Source organism: Streptomyces sp. NBC_00683 (assembly GCF_036226745.1).
In the GTDB taxonomy this organism is placed as follows: domain Bacteria; phylum Actinomycetota; class Actinomycetes; order Streptomycetales; family Streptomycetaceae; genus Streptomyces.
On the sequence record NZ_CP109013.1, the window covers coordinates 7,464,900 to 7,486,017 of the forward strand.

Below are 21,118 nucleotides of genomic sequence, written 5' to 3' on the forward strand. Positions count from 1 at the left end.
TGGATCCGCGGTCTCTCCGTGGCCGGAACGTGGGCGTGTTCGCCGGCGCTTCCTCGTCCGGATACGGCTACGGCGGTGTGCCGGGTTCCGACGGCCACCTGCTGACCGGTACGGCGAACAGCGTGATCTCCGGACGTGTGGCGTATGTGTTCGGGCTCGAGGGTCCGGCGGCCACGATCGACACGGCGTGTTCGTCGTCGCTGGTGGCGCTGCACTGGGCGGCGCAGGCGCTGCGTGCCGGAGAGTGCAACCTGGCGCTGGCGAGTGGCGTGACCGTGATGGCCTCGGCGAACGTCTTCACCGAGTTCGATCGGCAGGACGGGCTCGCGACCGACGGCCGGTGCAAGTCGTTCGCGGCGGCGGCCGACGGGACGGGCTGGGCCGAGGGCGTCGGCGTACTGATGCTGGAGCGGCTGTCGGACGCGGAGCGCAACGGGCATCACGTGCTGGCGGTGGTGCGGGGCAGTGCCGTGAACCAGGACGGTGCGAGCAATGGTCTGACGGCGCCGAACGGTCCGTCGCAGCAACGGGTGATCCGCCAGGCACTCGCCAACGCCCACCTCACCGGCGCGGACGTCGATGTCGTGGAGGCGCACGGGACCGGCACGCGGCTGGGCGATCCGATCGAGGCCCAGGCCCTGCTGGCGACCTACGGCCAGGAGCGCGGCGCGGAGGACGAGCCGCTCTGGCTGGGTTCGGTGAAGTCGAACATCGGCCATGCCCAGGCTGCCGCGGGTGTCGCCGGTGTCATCAAGATGGTCATGGCAATGCGGCATGGTGTGCTGCCGGCGACCCTGCACGTGGATCAGCCGTCCCTTCAGGTGGACTGGTCGGCGGGCACGGTGGAACTGCTGACCGAGCCGCGTTCCTGGCCGGTGTCGGACCGTCCGAGGCGGGCGGGTGTGTCGTCGTTCGGTATCAGCGGCACGAACGCGCACGTGATTCTGGAGCAGGCCCCGGACGTCGTCGAGCCGGTGCAGGCCCCGATGGACCTGCCGACGCGGACACCGGCGGTGGTCCCGTGGGTGGTGTCGGCGAAGTCCGAAGCCTCTCTGAGGGCGCAGGTGGAGCGGCTGCGGTCGTTCGTGACCGAGCTGCCGGAGCTGGATCCGGTGCACGTCGGCTGGTCGCTGGCGACGACGCGTGCCGCGCAGGAGCACCGCGTGGTGCTGGCCGGCGACACGGTTCTGGCTTCCGGTGGGGATGTCCTCGCCGCGGGCGTCGCCGCCGAGGGCCGGACCGCGTTCCTGTTCACAGGACAGGGTTCGCAGCGCGCGGGCATGGGCCTGGGGCTGTACGAGGCGTTCCCGGTGTTCTCCGAGGCCTTCGACGCGGTGTGCGCCCGTTTTGACGCCCGGCTGGAGCGTCCGCTGCGCGAGGTTCTGACCGATGGGGTCGGTCTCGATCAGACGATGTGGGCGCAGGCGGGCCTGTTCGCGCTCGAAGTGGCGTCGTACCGTCTCGTCGAGTCGTGGGGCGTGACCCCGGACGTGATGATGGGCCACTCGCTGGGCGAGATCACCGCCGCGCATGTCGCGGGGATCCTCGACCTGGACGACGCGTGCGTGCTGGTGGCGGAGCGCGGCCGGTTGATGCAGGCGCTGCCCGAGGGCGGAGGCATGCTCGCCGTGCAGGCCACCGAGGCGGATGTCGCGGATTCCCGTCTGGACGTCGCCGCCGTCAACGGCCCCCACTCCGTCGTGCTCTCCGGCGAGGTCGGGGCCGTCGAGCGGTATGCGGCGGAGTGCGCCGACCGTGGCGTGCGGTTCAGCGTCCTGTCGGTGTCGCACGCGTTCCACTCGGCCCTGATGGAACCGATGCTGGACGAATTCGCAGGCGTGCTGAACGGGTTGACCTTCCACCCGGCACAGATCCCGGTCGTGTCGAACCTGATGGGTGCGATTGCCGAATCCGGGCTGATGCAGGAGCCGGACTACTGGCTGCGGCAGGTGCGGCAGGCGGTGCGATTCGCGGACGGTGTCACGGCGCTCGAAGCGATGGGCGTGACGCGGTACGTGGAGCTGGGTCCGGACGGTGTGCTGTCCGGCATGGCCCAGGAAACCGTCGTAGGCGCCGAGTTCATTCCAGTCCTGCGCAAGGACCGCGACGAGACCGACACTGCGCTCACTGCCATGAGCCGCCTCTGGGCGGTGGGCGCCGGCGTGGACTGGACGGCCGTGTTCACCGGTTGGGGCGGCCGGGTGGTCGATCTGCCGAGGTATGCGTTCCAGCGTGAGCGTTTCTGGTCGGAGCCGGGTGTGACCGGCGGGGATGCGGGTGCGCTCGGTATCGAGGGTGCGGGGCATGCGCTGCTGGGTTCTGTGGTGGCGTTGGCCGACGGTGACGGAGTTGTGCTGACCGGTCTGGTGTCGGTGGGGGCGCAGCCGTGGCTGGCTGATCACGTGGTGTCGGGGCATGTGGTGGTGCCGGGCACGGCGTTGGTGGAGATGGTGCTGCGGGCCGGTCAGGAGGTGGGCTGCGGTCTGGTCCGGGAACTCGTTCTGCGGGCGCCGCTGGTGCTGCCGGAGTCCGGTGGTGTCCAGGTTCAGGTGCGGGTCGAGGACCCGGACGCCTCGGGCGACCGGCCGGTCCACATCCACGCCCGTGCCGAGGGCACGGACGAGTGGACGCTGCACGCGTCCGGCTCGCTGGCTGAACAGGCCGGTTCGGAGGCTGACTTCGATCTGAGTGTGTGGCCGCCTCAGGGTGCGGACGCGGTGGACGTCGACGGGTTCTACGAGGCGTTGGCCGACGCGGGCTTCGGTTACGGCCCGGTGTTCCAGGGTGTCCAGGCGGCCTGGCGCGACGCGTCCGGTGTCTACGCAGAGGTCACGATCGCGGAGTCGGCGGACGGGTTCGGTATTCATCCCGCCCTGTTCGACGCCGCGCTCCACCCTTCCGGCCTGATCCTCAGCAACGGCACCGAGACTGCCGGGCCGCGACTGCCGTTCGCGTGGTCGGGTGTGGAGCTGTTCGCGGTCGGGGCGACCACTCTCCGGGTGGCGATCCGCCCCGAGGGCGAGGGCATCACCCTTCAGGCTGCTGACGGCACCGGTGCGCCGGTCGCCGTCGTCCGCTCTCTGGTGTCGCGGGCGGTGTCGGCGGATCAGTTGTCGTCGGCCGGACGTGACGATGACGCGCTGTTCGCGGTGGAGTGGGTCGAGGTGTCGCCGGGTGCTGCTGTTTCCGGCGAGCCAGCGGAGGTTCCGGCGTGGAAGGTGCTGGCGGCCGGTGACGGCCCGGTGGAGCAGGTGCTGGGTGAGGTCCTGCACGGTGTGCAGGAGTGGTTGGCGGACGAGGGCACGTTCGGTTCACGTCTGGCAGTGGTGACTCGGGGCGCGGTTCCGGCTGGTTCCGGTGCGGTCGATGTGGTGGGTGCGGCGGTGTGGGGTCTGGTGCGCTCGGCGCAGTCGGAGCACCCGGACCGGATCGTGCTGATCGACACCGACCCTGCCACCGAAGAGCAACTAGATGTTGCGCTGCTGGCAGGTGTCGACGAGCCGCAGGTAGCTATCCGCGGCGGTGCACTGCTGGTGCCCCGTCTGACCCGGGCCGGGGGCGGTGGGCTGGTGCTGCCGGACCACAACTGGCACCTGCTGCCCGGGACGGACGGCACGCTGGAGTCTCTCCACATCGAGGCAGCCGGCACGTTGCCTCTGGGGAACGGCCAGGTACGGATCGAGGTCCGTGCGGCAGGCGTGAACTTCCGTGACGTACTCCTCGGGCTGGGGATGTACCCGGAGCCCGGCACGATGGGTTCGGAAGCGGCCGGTGTGGTCGTGGAAACCGGTCCCGGTGTCGACGACCTCGCTGTCGGGGACCGGGTGTTCGGGTTCTTCGACGGCGGGTTCGCTGCCGAGGCGGTGGCCGGCCGGGAACTGATCGTGAAGGTTCCGGTGGGCTGGTCGTGGGCGCAGGCGGCAGCAGTACCGCTGGTGTTCGCGACGGCCTGGTACGGGCTGCGGGACCTGGCCGGGGTCAGGGCCGGTGAGTCGGTACTGATCCACGCTGCCGCCGGCGGCGTCGGGATGGCCGCGGTGCAGCTGGCCCGGCACTGGGGACTGGAGGTGTTCGCCACCGCCAGCCCCGGCAAGTGGCCCACTCTCACCGCCAACGGAGTCGACCCCGCAAGGATCGCGTCCTCCCGTGACCTCGACTTCGAGGAGCGGATCAGGACCGCGACGGGCAGCCGTGGCATCGACGTCGTCCTCAACTCCCTGGCAGGCGACTTCGTAGACGCCTCACTACGCCTTCTGACACCGGGCGGCCGATTCATCGAGATGGGCAAGGCTGACGTCCGCGCAGGTCTCGACGTCCCGTACTTCGCGTTCGACCTCACCGACGCAGGCACCGAACGCATGGGCCGGATCCTCGCCGAGGTCGTCGCCCTCTTCGAACAAGGAGTGCTCGAACCCCTGCCGCTGACCGTGTGGGACGTACGTCAAGCGGTTACCGCCTGGCGCCACATGGCACAGGCCAAGCACATCGGTAAGAACGTCCTGACCCTCCCCGCGCGCCCGAACCCCGACGGCACCGTACTGATCACCGGAGGCACCGGCACCCTCGGCGGACTCCTCGCCCGTCACCTCGCCACCCAACACGGCATCCGGCACCTCCTCCTGCTCTCCCGCCAGGGCCCCGACGCCCCCGGCACATCCGATTTGGTCGCAGATCTCTCCGAACTCGGCGCGCAGACACGGATCGTGGCCTGCGACGCCGCCGACCGCGACGCCCTCACAGCCGTCCTCGCACAGATTCCGCAGGATGCCCCGCTGACCGGCGTTGTCCACGCGGCGGGTGTCCTCGACGACGGCATCTTCACCGCCCTCACCCAGGAACGCCTGGAAACCGTACTGCGGGCCAAGGCCACCGCCGCCGCGAACCTCGACGAACTGACCCGCGACACCGACCTCGCCATGTTCGTCCTCTACTCCTCGGCATCGGCGACCTTCGGCACTCCCGGCCAGGCCAACTACTCCGCCGCCAACGCCTACCTCGACGCCCTCGCCACCCACCGCCGCACCGAAGGCCTCCCCGGCCTCTCCCTCGCCTGGGACATGTGGCAGCAGGCCAGCGCGATGACCGGTCATCTGCAGGACCAGCTCGGGCGAGGGCTGGCCACCGAGCAAGGCCTCGCCCTCTTTGATGCAGCCCTGACACGCCCGACGGCACACCTGGTGCCGGTCAATCTCGACCTGGCCGGGATTCGGGCTGCCGGTGAGGTGCCTGCCCTGTTGCGTGGTCTGGTCGCCGGGCGGGTGAGGCGTGCGGTCGCGCAGGCGTCCGGTACCGGGCTGGCGCTCATGCAGCGGCTGCGGTCCGTTCCCGAGGCCCAACGGCTTCAGGCGCTTCTGGAGTTGGTGCGCGGCAGCGCCGCCACGGTACTGGGGCATGCTTCGGCCGACGCGATCGGTGAGCGTCAGGCCTTTAAGGACCTGGGCTTCGACTCGCTCACCGCGGTGGAACTGCGCAACCGGCTGACCGCCGCCACCGGCCTGCGGCTGCCCGCGACGCTGGCGTTCGACTACCCCAACCCGGCCGTGCTGTGCGAGTACTTGGCTCAGCAGTTCTTCGGCGAGTTGGAGCCGGTCGCGGCGCGGCAGGTTACGGCGGACCGGAACGACGAGCCGCTGGCGATCGTGGGTATGGCGTGCCGGTTCCCGGGGGAAGTTGCTTCCCCCGACCAGCTGTGGAACCTCGTCGCCGACGGGATGGACGGCATCTCGCCGTTCCCTCTCGACCGCGGCTGGCCGGCGCTTGCTGACATGGTGCGACTGGGCGGGTTCGTCCAGGGCGCGGACAGCTTCGACGCCGGGCTGTTCGAGATCAGCCCTCGTGAGGCCCTTGCCATGGACCCGCAGCAGAGGCTGCTGCTGGAGGCGGCCTGGGAGACGTTCGAGTCGGCAGGCATGGATCCGCGTGCGTTCCGCGGTCGGAGCGTGGGCGTTTTTGCCGGTGCGGCCTCGTCCGGGTACGGGGCGGCAGGGATACCGGGTGCCGAAGGGCACATGTTGACCGGTACGGCGAGCAGCGTCATTTCGGGCCGCCTTTCGTACACGTTCGGGCTCGAAGGTCCTGCGGTGACGGTGGATACGGCGTGTTCCTCGTCGTTGGTGGCCCTGCACCTGGCGGCGCAGGCGTTGCACAGCGGCGAGTGCGACATGGCGTTGGCCGGTGGTGTGACGGTGATGGCCACGCCGGGCGCGTTCATCGAGTTCGACCGGCAGGACGGGCTGGCCGGTGACGGCCGGTGCAAGGCGTTCTCCGCGGCGGCCGACGGGACGGGATGGTCCGAGGGCGTCGGTCTGGTGATGCTGGAGCGGCTGTCGGACGCCGAGCGCAACGGGCACCAGGTACTGGCGGTGGTGCGCGGCAGTGCCATCAACCAGGACGGTGCGAGTAACGGTCTGACCGCGCCGAACGGTCCGTCGCAGCAGCGGGTCATCCGACAGGCACTGGCCAACGCACGGCTCACCGGCGCCGACATCGACGCGGTCGAGGCGCACGGGACCGGCACGCGGCTGGGCGACCCGATCGAGGCACAGGCGCTGCTGGCCACCTACGGCCAGGACCGCGACGGCAACGAGCCGCTGTGGCTGGGGTCGGTGAAGTCGAACATCGGCCACACGCAGTCCGCGGCAGGCATCGCGGGTGTGATCAAGATGGTGATGGCGCTACGGCACGGCGTCCTGCCTGCGACGTTGCATGTGGATGAGCCGTCGCCGGAGGTGGACTGGTCGGCGGGTGCGGTGGAGCTTCTTACGGAGTCCCGTCCGTGGCCTGAGGTGGATCGTCCGCGGCGTGCGGCGGTGTCGTCGTTCGGGATGTCGGGCACGAATGCGCACGTGATTCTGGAGCAGGCGTCGCCTGGGGTTCCGGTGCGGGTTCCGGCAGCTCCGGCTTCGGGTGTGTCGGCGTGGGTGGTGTCGGCGAAGTCCGAGGCGGCGCTGCGGTCGCAGGTGGAGCGGCTCGGGGCGTATGTCGCGGGCGATGCTGAGCTGGATCCGGTGGATGTGGGCTGGTCGCTGGCGACGACTCGGGCGGCGCTGGAGCATCGTGCGATGGTGGTGGGGGAGAGCCGGGACGAGCTGTTGGCCTCCCTGACCACGGCCGTCGGGTCTGTCGCGGGTCCTGGCGGTGTGGTGTTCGTGTTCCCGGGCCAGGGGTCGCAGTGGGTGGGCATGGCCCGCGAGCTGTGGGACACCTCCCCTGTGTTCCGCGAGCGGCTGACCGAGTGCGAGACGGCACTGGCCCCGTTTGTGGACTGGTCGCTGACCGACGTCGTCCTGCATGACGGTGATGTGGGCCGGGTGGACGTGATCCAGCCGGTGCTGTGGGCGGTCATGGTCGCTCTGGCGGAGGTGTGGCGGTCTGCGGGTGTGGTGCCGTCCGCGGTCGTGGGTCATTCGCAGGGTGAGATCGCCGCTGCGTGTGTGGCGGGCTGGCTTTCGCTGGACGACGCGGCCCGGGTTGTGGCGTTGCGGTCGAAGGCACTGGTGGCTGTGGCCGGCGGCGGAGGCATGGTGTCCGTCGCGGCCGGGCTCGGGACGGTCGAGGAGCTGACGTCGGACCGGGTGTCGGTGGCGGCGGTGAATGGCCCGTCCTCCACCGTGGTCTCCGGCGACGCCGAGGCTCTCGACGAGCTCATGGCCGAGTGCGAACAGCGGGGAATCCGCACACGCCGGATCCCGGTGGACTACGCCTCCCACTCGCAGCGGATGGACCAGCTGCGGGAGCGGATCCTTGCAGATCTGGCCGGGTTGTCCCCGGCTGCCGGTGCGGTTCCGATGCTCTCCACGCTGACCGGTGACGCTGTCAACGGTGATCTCGACGCCCAGTACTGGTTCGACAACCTTCGCTCCACGGTCCAGTTCGAGACCGCGGTCCGTTCCCTCCTCGAACGGGGCATGCGCACGTTCATCGAGGTCAGCGCGCACCCGGTGTTGACGGTGGGCGTTGAGGAGACTGTTGACTCGGCTGGTGTCGAGGCTGTGGTGCTGGGCACGCTGAGGCGTGGTGAGGGCGGGATGCGGCGCGTCCTGTCCTCCCTGGGCGAGGCATGGGCGGCCGGCGTCGACGTGGACTGGTCTAGGGTGCTCACCGGCCGTCAAGTCCCGCTGCCCACTTACGCGTTCCAGCGCCAGCGGTACTGGCCGCAGTCACTGCCAAGTGGGACCGGTCAGTTCGCATCCGGACATGCGCTGCTGGAGACAGTTGTCTCGTTGGCCGAGAGGGCCGGAACTCTTCTGACCGGCTTGCTGTCGGTGGACGCCCAGCCGTGGCTGTCCGACCACCTCGTACTGGGCCGCATTGTGGTCCCTGGTGCCGCGTTGGTGGAGATGGTGCTGCGGGCAGGCCAGGAGGTGGGTTGCGGTTTGCTGCGGGAGTTGGTGCTGCAGGCGCCGCTGGTGCTGCCGGAGTCGGGTGGTGTCCAGGTTCAGGTGCGGGTCGAGGACCCGGACCCGTCGGGCGACCGGCCGGTCCACGTCCACGCCCGTGCCGAGGGCACGGACGAGTGGACGCTGCACGCGTCCGGCTCGCTGGCTGAACAGGCCGGTTCGGAGGCTGACTTCGATCTGAGTGTGTGGCCTCCGCAGAGTGCGGACGCGGTGGATGTCGACGGGTTCTACGAGGCGTTGGCCGGGGTGGGTTTCGGCTACGGCCCGGTGTTCCAGGGTGTGCAGGCGGCCTGGCGCGACGCGTCCGGTGTGTACGCGGAGGTCACGGTCGCGGAGTCGGCGGACGGGTTCGGTATTCATCCCGCCCTGTTCGACGCCGCACTCCACCCCTCCGGCCTGATCCCCAGCAACGGCACCGAGACTGCCGGGCCGCGGTTGCCGTTCGCGTGGTCGGGTGTGGAACTCTTCGCGGTCGGGGCAACGGCGCTGCGGGTGGCGATCCGCCCGGAGGGCGAAGGGATCACCGTCCGGGCGGCCGACGGGACCGGTGCGCCCGTCGCGATCGTCCGTTCCCTGGTGTCGCGGGCAGTGTCGGCGGAGCAGTTGTCGTCGGCCGGGCATGCCGGTGACGCCTTGTTCGCGGTGGAGTGGGTGACTTTGCCTCCGGGTGCCGCCGCTTCCGGCGAAACGGCGGAGGCTCCGGCATGGACCGTGCTGCCGGCGGCCGGTGACGGTTCGGTGGAGCAGGTGCTGGGTGAGGTCCTGCACGGTGTGCAGGAGTGGCTGGCGGACGAGGGCACGTTCGGCTCACGCCTGGTGGTGCTGACCCGCGGCGCGGTCCCGGCCGATGCCGGTCAAGCCGTCGACCCGGTGGGTGCGGCGGTGCGGGGCCTGGTGCGCTCGGCACAGTCGGAGCACCCGGAACGGATCGTCCTGGTCGACACCGACCCTGCCACCGAGGAACAGGACGTGGATCTGGCGCTGCTGGCAGGTGTCGACGAGCCGCAGGTAGCTATCCGCGGCGGTGCACTGCTGGTACCCCGGCTGGCCCGGGCCGGCGGGGGCGGTGGTCTGGTGCTGCCGGACCACAACTGGCACCTGCTGCCCGGGACGGACGGCACGCTGGAGTCTCTCCACATCGAAACCGTCGGCACGTTGCCGCTGGAAACCGGCCAGGTGCGTGTCGAGGTTCGTGCTGCGGGTGTGAACTTCCGTGACGTGCTCCTGGGGCTGGGGATGTATCCGGAGCCGGGAACGATGGGTTCGGAAGCGGCCGGTGTGGTCGTGGAAACCGGTCCCGGTGTCGACGATCTCGCCGTCGGGGATCGGGTGTTCGGGTTCTTCGACGGGGGTTTCGCTGCGGAGGCGGTGGCCGGCCGGGAACTGATCGTGAAGGTTCCGGTGGGCTGGTCGTGGGCGCAGGCGGCAGCAGTTCCGCTGGTGTTCGCGACGGCCTGGTACGGGCTGCAGGATCTGGCCGAGGTCAGGGCTGGTGAGTCGGTACTGATCCACGCTGCCGCCGGCGGCGTCGGGATGGCCGCGGTGCAGTTGGCCCGGCACTGGGGGCTGGAGGTGTTCGCCACCGCCAGCCCCGGCAAGTGGCCCACTCTCATCGCCAACGGAGTTGACCCCGCAAGGATCGCGTCCTCCCGTGACCTCGACTTCGAGGAGCGGATCCGCACCGCGACGGGCGACCAGGGCATCGACGTCGTCCTCAACTCCCTCGCAGGCGAGTTCGTGGACGCCTCACTACGCCTGCTGACACCGGGCGGCCGATTCGTCGAGATGGGCAAGACCGATGTACGCGCCGGTCTCGACGTCCCGTACTTCGCGTTCGACCTGGCGGAAGCCGGTCCGGAGCGCATGGGCCAGATCCTTGGCGAGGTCGTCGCACTGTTCGAGCAGGGTGTGCTCGAACCCCTGCCGCTAACCGTGTGGGATGTGCGCCAAGCGGTCACCGCCTGGCGTCACATGGCGCAGGCCAAGCACATCGGTAAGAACGTCCTGTCACTCCCCGCCCGCCCGAACCCCGACGGCACCGTACTGATCACCGGCGGCACCGGCACCCTCGGCGGACTCCTCGCCCGCCACCTGGTCACCGAACACGGCATCCGACACCTTCTCCTGCTCTCCCGCCAGGGCTCTGACGCCCCCGGCGCAACGGATCTGGTGGACACGCTGCAGGAAGCCGGGGCCGTGGTGGATGTCGTGGCCTGCGACGCCGCAGACCGCGACGCCCTCGCAGCCGTCCTCGCGACCATCCCCACCGAGGCTCCCCTGACCGGCGTCGTCCACGCCGCCGGCGTCCTCGACGACGGTGTGTTCACCGCCCTCACCCAAGAACGCCTCGAAACCGTCCTACGGGCCAAGGCCACCGCCGCCACGAACCTCGACGAACTGACCCGCGACACCGACCTCGCCATGTTCGTCCTCTACTCCTCGGCGTCGGCGACGTTCGGTACTCCCGGACAGGCCAACTATTCGGCCGCCAACGCCTACCTCGACGCCCTCGCCGTCCGCCGCCGTGCGGAGGGCCTGCCGGGCCTTTCCCTCGCCTGGGACATGTGGCAGCAGGCCAGTGCGATGACCGGTCATCTGCAGGACCGGCTCGTACGGGGGCTGCCTACGGAGCAGGCGCTGTCGTTGTTCGACCTTGCGCTGGGCCGTGCGGAGGCGCAGTTGGTGCCGGTGAATCTGGATCTGGCGGCTGTGCGGGCGGCCGGTGAGGTTCCGGCGTTGCTGCGTGGTCTGGTGTCGGGCCGGGTGCGGCGTGGGGTTGCGCAGGCGTCCGGTACCGGTCTGGCGTTGGTCCAGCGGCTGCGGTCGGTTTCCGAGGGCCGGCGGCTGCCGATGCTGCTGGAGTTGGTGCGCGGCAGCGCCGCTACCGTGCTGGGGCATGTTTCGGCCGATGCGGTCGGTGAGCGTCAGGCGTTCAAGGACCTGGGCTTCGACTCGCTCACCGCGGTCGAGCTCCGCAACCGGCTGACCGCAGCCACCGGCCTGCGGCTGGCGGCAACTCTGGTGTTCGACTACCCCAACCCGGCCGTGCTGAGCGATTACCTGGCCCAGCAATTCTTCGGCGCTCAGGAGCCGGTGCCGACCTCGCCGGCCCGGGTTGTGCCACTCGACGAACCACTGGCGATCGTGGGTATGGCGTGCCGGTTCCCGGGCGAGGTCACGTCCCCCGACCAGCTGTGGGACCTGGTCACCGGCGGGGTGGACGGTATGTCGGCGTTCCCGGCGAATCGCGGCTGGCCGGCCGAGGTCCCCGGCGGTGCCGCCGGCTTGGGCGGATTTGTTCATGATGTGGACCGGTTCGATCCCGCCTTGTTCAACATCTCGCCGCGCGAGGCCGTCGCCATGGACCCGCAGCAGCGGTTGCTGCTGGAGGCCGCGTGGGAGACGTTCGAGTCGGCGGGAATGGACCCGCGTTCTCTGCGGGGCCGCAGCGTGGGTGTGTTCGCGGGGGCCTCGTCGTCCGGATACAGCGTCCCTGGAGCGCTGGGCGCAGACGGGCACCTCCTGACCGGCAACGCGCCGAGTGTGATTTCCGGTCGAGTCGCCTATGTGTTCGGGCTGGAAGGTCCGGCCGTCACTGTGGACACGGCATGCTCGTCCTCCCTGGTGGCGTTGCACTGGGCGGGGCAGGCGCTCCGCGCCGGTGAGTGCGAACTCGCTCTCGTCGGCGGTGTGACGGTGATGGTCACGCCAGGCATGTTCGCGGAGTTCGACCGGCAGGACGGGCTGGCCGCCGATGGCCGCTGCAAGTCGTTCGCGGCTGCAGCGGACGGGACGGGCTGGGGCGAGGGCGTCGGTGTGCTGCTGGTGGAGCGGCTGTCGGACGCCGAGCGCAACGGCCACAAGATTCTCGCCGTGGTGCGGGGCAGCGCAGTGAACCAGGACGGCGCGTCCAACGGCCTTACGGCGCCGAACGGACCGTCCCAGCAGCGGGTCATCCGCCAGGCACTGGCCAACGCACGGCTCACCGGCGCCGACATCGACGCGGTGGAGGCGCACGGTACCGGCACGCGGCTGGGTGACCCGATCGAGGCGCAGGCGCTGCTGGCCACCTACGGCCAGGAGCGAGGTGAGAGCGGCGAGCCGTTGTGGCTGGGGTCGGTGAAGTCGAACATCGGTCATACGCAAGTGGCCGCGGGTGCGGCCGGTGTGATCAAGATGGTGATGGCGCTGCAGCACGGTGCGCTCCCGGCGACGCTGCATGTGGATGAGCCGTCGCCGCAGGTGGACTGGTCGACGGGCGCGGTGGAGCTGCTCACCGAGGCGCGTCCCTGGCCCGAGACGGGCCGTCCGCGCCGCGCCGCGGTGTCGTCGTTCGGCATCAGCGGTACCAACGCGCATGTGATCCTCGAGCAGGCTCCGGAGTCCGAACCCGCAGCGCTCGATGTGACGCCGAAGGCGCCGGGGCTGGTGCCGTGGGTCGTGTCGGCGAAGTCCGAGCCCGCGCTGCGGGCGCAGGTGGAGCGGTTGTGGTCGTTCGTAGCCGAGCGGCCCGAGCTGGATCCGGTGGATGTCGGCTGGTCGCTGGCGACGACGCGTGCCGCGCTGGAGCATCGCATGGTGCTGTCATCCGGCGGCGACGTGCTTGCCGCGGGTGCGGCCGCCGAGGGTCGGACCGCGTTCCTGTTCACCGGCCAGGGCTCGCAACGCGCCGGCATGGGCCTGGCCCTGTACGAGGCGTTCCCGGTGTTCGCCGAGGCGTTCGACGCGGTCTGTGCCCGGCTCGACGTCCGGCTGGAACACCCGCTGCCCGACGTCCTGGCTGACGGGACCGACCTCGACCACACCATGTGGGCCCAGGCCGGCCTGTTCGCCCTCGAAGTCGCACTGTTCCGGCTCGTCGAGTCCTGGGGCGTCACCCCGGACGTCCTGCTGGGTCATTCCTTGGGCGAGATCACCGCCGCGCACGTGGCAGGCATCCTCGACCTGGACGACGCATGTGTCCTGGTTGCCGAACGGGGCCGGCTCATGCAGGCCCTGCCCGCCGGCGGTGGCATGCTTGCCGTACAGGCCACCGAAGCCGACGTCGCGGACTCCGGCCTGGACATCGCCGCAGTCAACGGGCCGAGCTCCGTGGTCCTGTCCGGCGCCACCGAAGCCATTGAGCGGTACGCGGCCGAGTGCGCGGCCCGCGGCCTGCGGTTCAACGTTCTGTCGGTGTCGCACGCGTTCCATTCGGCCTTGATGGAACCGATGCTCGAGGAGTTCGCCAGGGTTCTGGACGGTCTTACGTTCCGCCCGGCGCAGATCCCGGTCGTGTCGAACCTGACGGGTTCGGTGGCCGAACCGGGCCTGATGCAGGAGCCCCGATACTGGCTCGGTCAGGTCCGTCAGGCTGTCCGTTTCGCCGAGGGCCTCGCGGCCACCGCAGAACTCGGTGTCAGTCGTTACGTGGAGATCGGTCCGGACGGAATTCTGTCCGCCATGGCTCAAGAGGCCAGGGCAGAAGCGGAGTTCGTGCCGGTACTGCGCAAGAACCGAGACGAGGTCGACACGGCGCTCACGGCGGCCGGCCGCCTGTGGACGTCCGGCGCCGGCATCGACTGGTCGGCGCTGTTCGCCGGTTGGGGCGGCAGGGCCGTTGATCTTCCGACGTATGCGTTCCAGCGGGAGCGGTTCTGGCCGGAGCTATCGCTGACGTCCGCTGCGGGCGGTGGCGGTGAGCTGGTGGATGCGGCGTTCTGGGATGCGGTGGAGCGGGAGGACTTGGAGGAACTCGCGGGTCTGGAGTCGGCGTTGCCGGCCTTGTCTGCGTGGCGACAGCGTCACCAGGAACGGTCGATGCTCGATTCGTGGCGCTATCGGGTCGCGTGGAAGCCGCTGGACAGCTTGTCGTCGTCGGCGGTGTTGACCGGTGTGTGGGCGGTCGTCGGTACCGAGGACCCGGAGGTGTCCGCCGCGTTGGAGGCCGCGGGCGCGACCGTGGTGGGTGTCCCGGTCGAGGAAGTGCCTGGGCTGCCGGGCCTGGCGGGCGTGGTGTTGTCCGCGTCCGGTTGGGCGGAGACGCTGGCCGTGGTTCAAGAGTTGGGTGAGGTCACGGCGCCGCTGTGGGTGGTGACGCGTGGTGCGGTGTCCGTGGTTGGTTCGGACCGGCTCGGCGATCCGGACCTGGCCGCTGTGTGGGGTCTGGGCCGCGTGGCGGCACTGGAGTTCCCGCAACGCTGGGGTGGTCTGATCGACCTGCCCGAGGCCGTGGACTCGGTGATCGTCGAGCGGCTTGTCCAGGTCCTGGCTGCGGGTGGTGGTGAGGACCAGGTCGCGGTCCGCGAGTCCGGGGTGTACGGCCGTCGGCTGGCTCGTCCGCTGTCTGGCGCGGTGCCGGGCACGCTGTGGAACCCGGACTCGTCCGGCACCGTGCTGGTTACGGGTGGTACGGGTGCCCTGGGCGTGGAGGTGGCCCGTTGGCTGGCCGCTCGGGGTGTGCCGCACCTGCTGCTGACCAGTCGATCGGGCGTTGCACCGGAAGGCCTGGCCGAGGAACTGGCCGGGCTGGGCGCACAGGTCACGGTTGCCGCCTGCGACGTGGCCGACCGCGACGCCCTGGCCGCGGTGATTGCTGGTGTTCCGGAGCAGTGGCCGCTGACCGGCGTCGTGCACGCGGCCGGTCTCGATGTTCCGCAGCGGCTGGAGGAAGCCACCCCCGAGGCCTTCGCCTCGGTGCTTCGGGCCAAGGTCGACGGAACCAAGCACCTGGACGAGCTGACCGCGGATCTGCCACTCGACTTGTTCGTGGTGTTCTCCTCGATCGCCGCCACTTGGGGCAGCGGCGGCCAGTCGGCGTACGCGGCGGGCAACGCCTTCCTCGACGCCTGGACACAGCACCGCCACGACCGAGGACTTCCCGGCACGTCGGTGGCCTGGGGTCCGTGGGCCGGGGCAGGAATGGCCGCGGACCCGGAAGCGGCTCAAAGTCTGCGCCGGCGTGGGTTGCTGCCGATGGACCCGGCCCTGGCGATCCGGGCCCTGGCCGAGGCGGTCGACCACGGTGACAGCAGCCTCACGGTCGCCGACGTCGACTGGACACGCTTCGCCGAAGCCTTCACACTCCTACGGCCCAGCCCGCTGCTCCACGAGTTCACCGGAACAGCCGAAGCCCTGAACGCCGGAGCGGCTCCGGCCGACGAGCCGGAGGCGAATGCCGGTGCCGAGTTGCGGCAGCGGTTGGCGGACGCTCCGGCCGGACAACGTCAACGGATCCTGCTGGACATGGTCCGGGCCACGGCCGCGACCGTCCTGCGACACCGTGATCCGAACGCGATCGGAGCCGGCGAGGCGTTCAAGGACCTCGGGTTCGACTCCCTCATGGCCGTCGAGTTCCGCGATCACCTCAACCGGCAGACGGGCTTGAGCTTCCCGGTGAGTCTCGTCTTCAACTTCCGTTCGCTGCAGGCGGTGGCCGACCTGCTCCTCGCCGAGCTCATGCCGGAACCGACCGCACCGGACGCCTCCGACACCCGTGACGCCGAGATCCGTGGCGTCCTCGCCGCGATCCCGATCGAGCGGCTGCGGGAGGCCGGGCTCGTGGACACGTTGCTGAAACTGGCGGAACCTACCGGCGCCGTCGAGCCCTCCTCGACCGAGAGGCTCGACTCGCTGGACGACCTGGACGCCGAAGCCCTTATCGAAATCGCGCTCGACGCCGCACGGCACGAGGCCAGTTCTGGAGAATCCAATGACCGCTGACTCGGCCGACCGAATCGTCGAAGCGCTGCGGACCTCTCTCAAAGAGGTCGAGCGGCTCCGCACCCAGAACCGGGAGATCCTGGCGGCGAACAGCGAGCCGGTCGCCATCGTGGCCATGAGCTGCCGCCTCCCCGGAGACGTCGCCGACCCCGATGGCTTCTGGCGCCTGGTGAGCACCGGCAGAGACGCCATCACGGACTTCCCCGCCAACCGCGGCTGGGAACAATCCGAGCGGGAGCAAGGACACGAGACGTACGCCCCCAGAGGCGGCTTCGTCCACGACGCCGACCTGTTCGACGCCGACTTGTTCGGCATCAGCCCGCGCGAAGCGCTCGCGATGGACCCGCAGCAGCGCTTGCTGCTGGAGGCTGCGTGGGAGGCGTTCGAAACGGCGGGGGTCGACCCGCGCTCGCTCGCCGGAACGCCCACGGGGGTGTTCATCGGGGCTTCGCCCTCCGGCTACGGCCTGATCGATCAGGGCTCCGAGGACGCCGAGTCGTTCGCCCTGACCGGTGGCGCCAGCAGCGTCCTGTCGGGCCGCGTGTCCTACGTCTTCGGCCTTGAAGGCCCCGCGGTGACCGTGGACACGGCGTGTTCCTCGTCGCTGGTCGCACTGCACCTGGCCGCGCACGCACTCCGCCAGGGAGAGTGCCGCATGGCGCTGGTCGGCGGAGTGTCCGTGATGGCGACGCCCGGCTCGTTCGGCGCCTTCGCCAAGCAGGGCGGTCTCGCCTCGGACGGCCGGTGCAAGTCGTTCGCGACGGCTGCGGACGGCACCGGGTGGTCCGAGGGCGTCGGTGTGCTGCTGGTGGAGCGGCTGTCGGACGCGCGGCGCAACGGCCACAAGATTCTCGCGGTGGTGCGGGGCAGCGCGGTGAACCAGGACGGGGCGTCCAACGGTCTGTCTGCGCCGAACGGTCCGTCGCAGCAGCGGGTGATCCGTCAGGCGCTCGCGAACGCCCGGCTGACGGGTGCGGACGTGGACGTGGTCGAGGCCCATGGGACGGGAACGCGGCTGGGCGACCCGATCGAGGCGGAAGCGCTCCAGCTCACCTACGGCCGGAGCCGGGGCGAGGGTGGTGAGCCGTTGTGGCTGGGGTCGGTGAAGTCGAACATCGGTCACACGCAGTCTGCGGCCGGTGTCGCGGGTGTGATCAAGATGGTCATGGCGCTGCGGCACGGCGTGCTGCCTGCGACGCTGCACGTCGACGAGCCGTCGCAGCACGTGGACTGGTCGTTGGGTGCGGTGGAGTTGCTCACCGAGCCGCGTCCGTGGCCTGCGGTGGACCGTCCGCGGCGGGCGGGTGTCTCGGCCTTCGGTATCAGCGGGACGAACGCGCATGTGATTCTGGAGCAGGCCCCGGAGTCCGTCGAGCGGGAGCCGGTCGTCGAGCCGTCGGCGATACGTCCCGGGCTGGTGCCGTGGGTGGTGTCGGCGAAGTCGGCGGACGCGTTGCGGGCGCAGGTGGAGCGACTGCGGGAGTTCGTGGCGGATCGGCCTGAGTTGGATCCGGTGGACGTGGGCCGGTCGCTGGCGACGACGCGGGCGGCGTTGGAGCATCGTGCGGTGCTGGCCGGGGACACGACCCTCGCCACCGGTGTCGCGGTCGAGGGCCGGACCGCGTTCCTCTTCACCGGCCAGGGCTCACAGCGTCCGGGCATGGGACTGGGCCTGTACCAGCAGTTCCCGGTGTTCGCCGAGGCGTTCGATGCGGTGTGTGCCCGGCTGGACGTTCGGCTGAAGCGTCCGCTGCGCGGGGTCCTGACCGACGGGACCGACCTGGACCACACCGTGTGGGCCCAGGCCGGCCTGTTCGCGTTGGAAGTCGCGCTGTTCCGTCTGGTCGAGTCGTGGGGCGTGACCCCGGACGTGCTGTTGGGTCACTCGCTGGGGGAGATCAGCGCGGCCCATGTGGCCGGGATTCTGTCCCTGGACGATGCGTGCGTGCTGGTCGCCGAGCGCGGCCGCCTGATGCAGGCGCTGCCCGAGGGTGGTGGCATGCTCGCCGTCCAGGCCACGGAAGCCGATGTCGCGGACTCCGGCTTGGACATCGCGGCAGTGAACGGCCCGAACTCCGTAGTCCTGTCCGGCACCACCGAGGCCATTGAGCGGTACGCGGCCCAATGCGCCGAGCAGGGCCTGCGGTTCAACGTGCTGTCGGTGTCGCACGCGTTCCACTCCGCGCTGATGGAACCGATGCTGGACGAGTTCGCGACCGTCCTGGCCGGCCTGACCTTCCACCCGGCCGAAATCCCGGTCGTGTCGAACCTGACCGGAGCGATCGCCGAACCCGGTGTCATGCAGCAGCCGGAGTACTGGCTGAACCAGGTGCGGCAGCCGGTGCGGTTCGCCGACGGCGTCACAGCGCTCGAAGCGATGGGCGTGACACGGTACGTGGAACTGGGCCCGGACGGCGTGTTGTCGGGCATGGCCCAGGAGACGGTCGCAGGCGCGGAGTTCATCCCCGTCCTGCGCAAGGACCGGGACGAGACGGACACCGCCTTGGGCGCGGTCAGTCGTCTGTGGACGTCCGGAGTCGACGTCGCATGGACGAAGCTGTTCGCCGGCTGGGGCGGCGGGGTCGTCGACCTGCCGACGTACGCCTTCCAGCGGCAGCGGTTCTGGCCGGAGCCGGTCGTTCAGGCGGCGGGCGGTGATCTGGTCGATGCGGCGTTCTGGGATGCGGTGGAGCGGGAGGACCTGGAGGAACTCGCAGGTCTGGAGTCGGCGTTGCCGGTCTTGTCCGCGTGGCGGCGGCGTCACCAGGAACGGTCGACGCTCGATTCGTGGCGTTACCGGGTCACGTGGAAGCCGCTGGACAGCTTGTCGTCGTCGGCGGTGTTGACCGGTGTGTGGGCGGTCGTCGGTACCGAGGACCCCGAGGTGTCCGAGGCCCTGTCCTCGGCTGGTGCGACCGTGGTCAGTGTCCCGGTCGAGGAGGTGTCGGGTCTGCCTGACCTGGCGGGTGTGGTGTTGTCCGCGTCGGGGTGGGCGGAAACGCTGGCCGTGGTGCAAGGCCTGAGCGAGGTAACGGCACCGTTGTGGGTGCTGACGCGTGGTGCGGTGTCCGTGGGTGGTTCGGACCGGCTGGAGAGCCCGGACCTGGCGGCGGTGTGGGGTCTGGGCCGGGTCGCGGCACTGGAATTCCCGCAACGCTGGGGCGGTCTGATCGACCTTCCCGAGGTCCTGGACGCCCGGGCCGGTGCCCGGCTGGTAAGTGTCTTGGCCGCCGGTGGCAGCGAGGACCAGGTTGCGGTACGTGGGTCCGGTGTGTACGGCCGAAGGCTTGCTCGTGCGGTTCCGGCGGCTGTGGTCGGCGAGGGATGGCAGCCCTCGGGAACCGTCCTGGTCACCGGTGGCACGGGCGCATTGGGCGCGGAGGTGGCGCGGTGGCTGGCAGGCCGGGGTGTGCCGCATCTGGTGCTGACCAGCCGTGGTGGCGTGGCACCCGATGGCCTGGTTGAGGAATTGTCCGGGCTGGGCGCACAGGTCACGGTCGCCGCCTGCGACGTGGCCGACCGGAACGATCTGGCCGCGGTGATCGCCGGTGTCCCGGAGCAGTGGCCGTTGGCCGGGATCGTGCATGCGGCCGGGGTCGTCGACACGGAGGGGCTGGAGCAAACGAACGCTGCGGCGTTCGCGGACGTGGTGCGTGCCAAGATCGAGGGCACGGTGCTGCTGGACGAGCTGACCGCGGATCTGCCGCTGGATCTGTTCGTGGTGTTCTCCTCGATCGCCGCCACATGGGGCAGCGGCAGCCAGAGCGCGTACGCAGCCGGCAACGCCTTCCTCGACGCGTGGACGCAGCACCGACACGACCGTGGGCTTCCGGGGACGTCGGTGGCGTGGGGTCCGTGGGCCGGGGCCGGGATGGCCATGGATCCGGAAGCGGCCCGGAGTCTGCGGCGGCGTGGGCTGCTGCCGATGGATCCGGCCCTGGCGGTCCGGGCCCTGGCGGCAGCGGTGGACGGCAGGGAACCGTACGTGACCGTCGCCGACATGGACTGGTCGGTGTTCACCCCGGCCTTCACCTCCTCCCGTCCCAGCGCCCTACTCTCCGACCTCCCCGAAGCGGCCGACGCACTCAGGACCGTGTCCGGTGATGCCTTGAGGGGTGGACCGGGGGCAGGGCTGCTGCAGCGGCTGGGCGACGCACCCGCCACGGAGCGGGCCCGGATCCTGCTGGATCTGGTGCGCGACCGGGCCGCCACGGTGTTGGGACACGCGGGCGCGGATGCGGTCGAGCCCGGTAGGGCGTTCCGTGACCTGGGCTTCGACTCGCTGATGGCGGTCGAGCTGCGCAACCTTCTGACCGCGGACACCGGACTGTCACTGCCCGCGACCCTGGTCTTCGACCACCCCAGCCCGACCACCCTCAGCGAACATCTACTGTCGGAACTGGCGGGGGACACCCAGGAGGGCCCTGCTCCTGGGACGCGCGTCGCGGGCGCGGCGCAGGACGAGCCGGTGGCGATCGTAGGTATGGCCTGCCGTTATCCCGGTGGTGTGACGTCGCCGGAGCAGTTGTGGGAGCTGGTCGCCGCCGGGTCGGACGGGATCACTGCGTTCCCGGACGACCGGGGCTGGCCCACCGGCCTGGTCGACGCAACCGCCGCGGTGGGCGGGTTCGTCCACGACGCCGACGAGTTCGACGCTGCCCTGTTCGGCATCAGCCCCCGTGAGGCCCTCGCGATGGACCCCCAGCAGCGCCTGCTGCTGGAAGCCGCGTGGGAGACCCTCGAGGCAGCCGGTGTGAACCCCCGCTCACTGCGTGGCGAGCGGGTGGGTGTGTTCGCGGGAGCGTCCTCGTCGGGATATGGCAGCAACGGTGTCGCCGGCGCCGAGGGACATCTGCTGTCGGGAACCGCGAACAGTGTGATCTCCGGCCGCCTCGCCTACGTCTTCGGGCTCGAAGGCCCGGCGATGACGGTGGACACCGCGTGCTCGTCCTCCCTTGTGGCCCTGCACCTGGCCGCCCAGGGACTGCGGACAGGTGAATGCGACTTGGCGCTCGCCG

General features: G+C 70.4%; 2 protein-coding genes (both only partly in view). Both read left to right on the forward strand.

All coding sequences use genetic code 11. The features are described from left to right. A protein-coding gene (locus tag OG257_RS32640; protein ID WP_329213250.1) for a type I polyketide synthase crosses the window boundary here: on the forward strand, nt 1-16,100 show its 3' portion. 15,265 nt of this gene lie to the left of the window's left edge; the window shows 16,100 of its 31,365 coding nt (coding positions 15,266-31,365); its start codon lies off the left edge, out of view; its stop codon occupies nt 16,098-16,100. Beyond that, nucleotides 16,090-21,118: the beginning of a type I polyketide synthase gene (locus tag OG257_RS32645; protein ID WP_329213252.1), read on the forward strand. It continues 23,285 nt past the right edge of the window; only the first 5,029 of its 28,314 coding nucleotides appear in the window; it begins with the start codon at nt 16,090-16,092; its stop codon lies beyond the right edge, outside the window. Before OG257_RS32640 ends, OG257_RS32645 begins: the two co-directional genes overlap by 11 nt.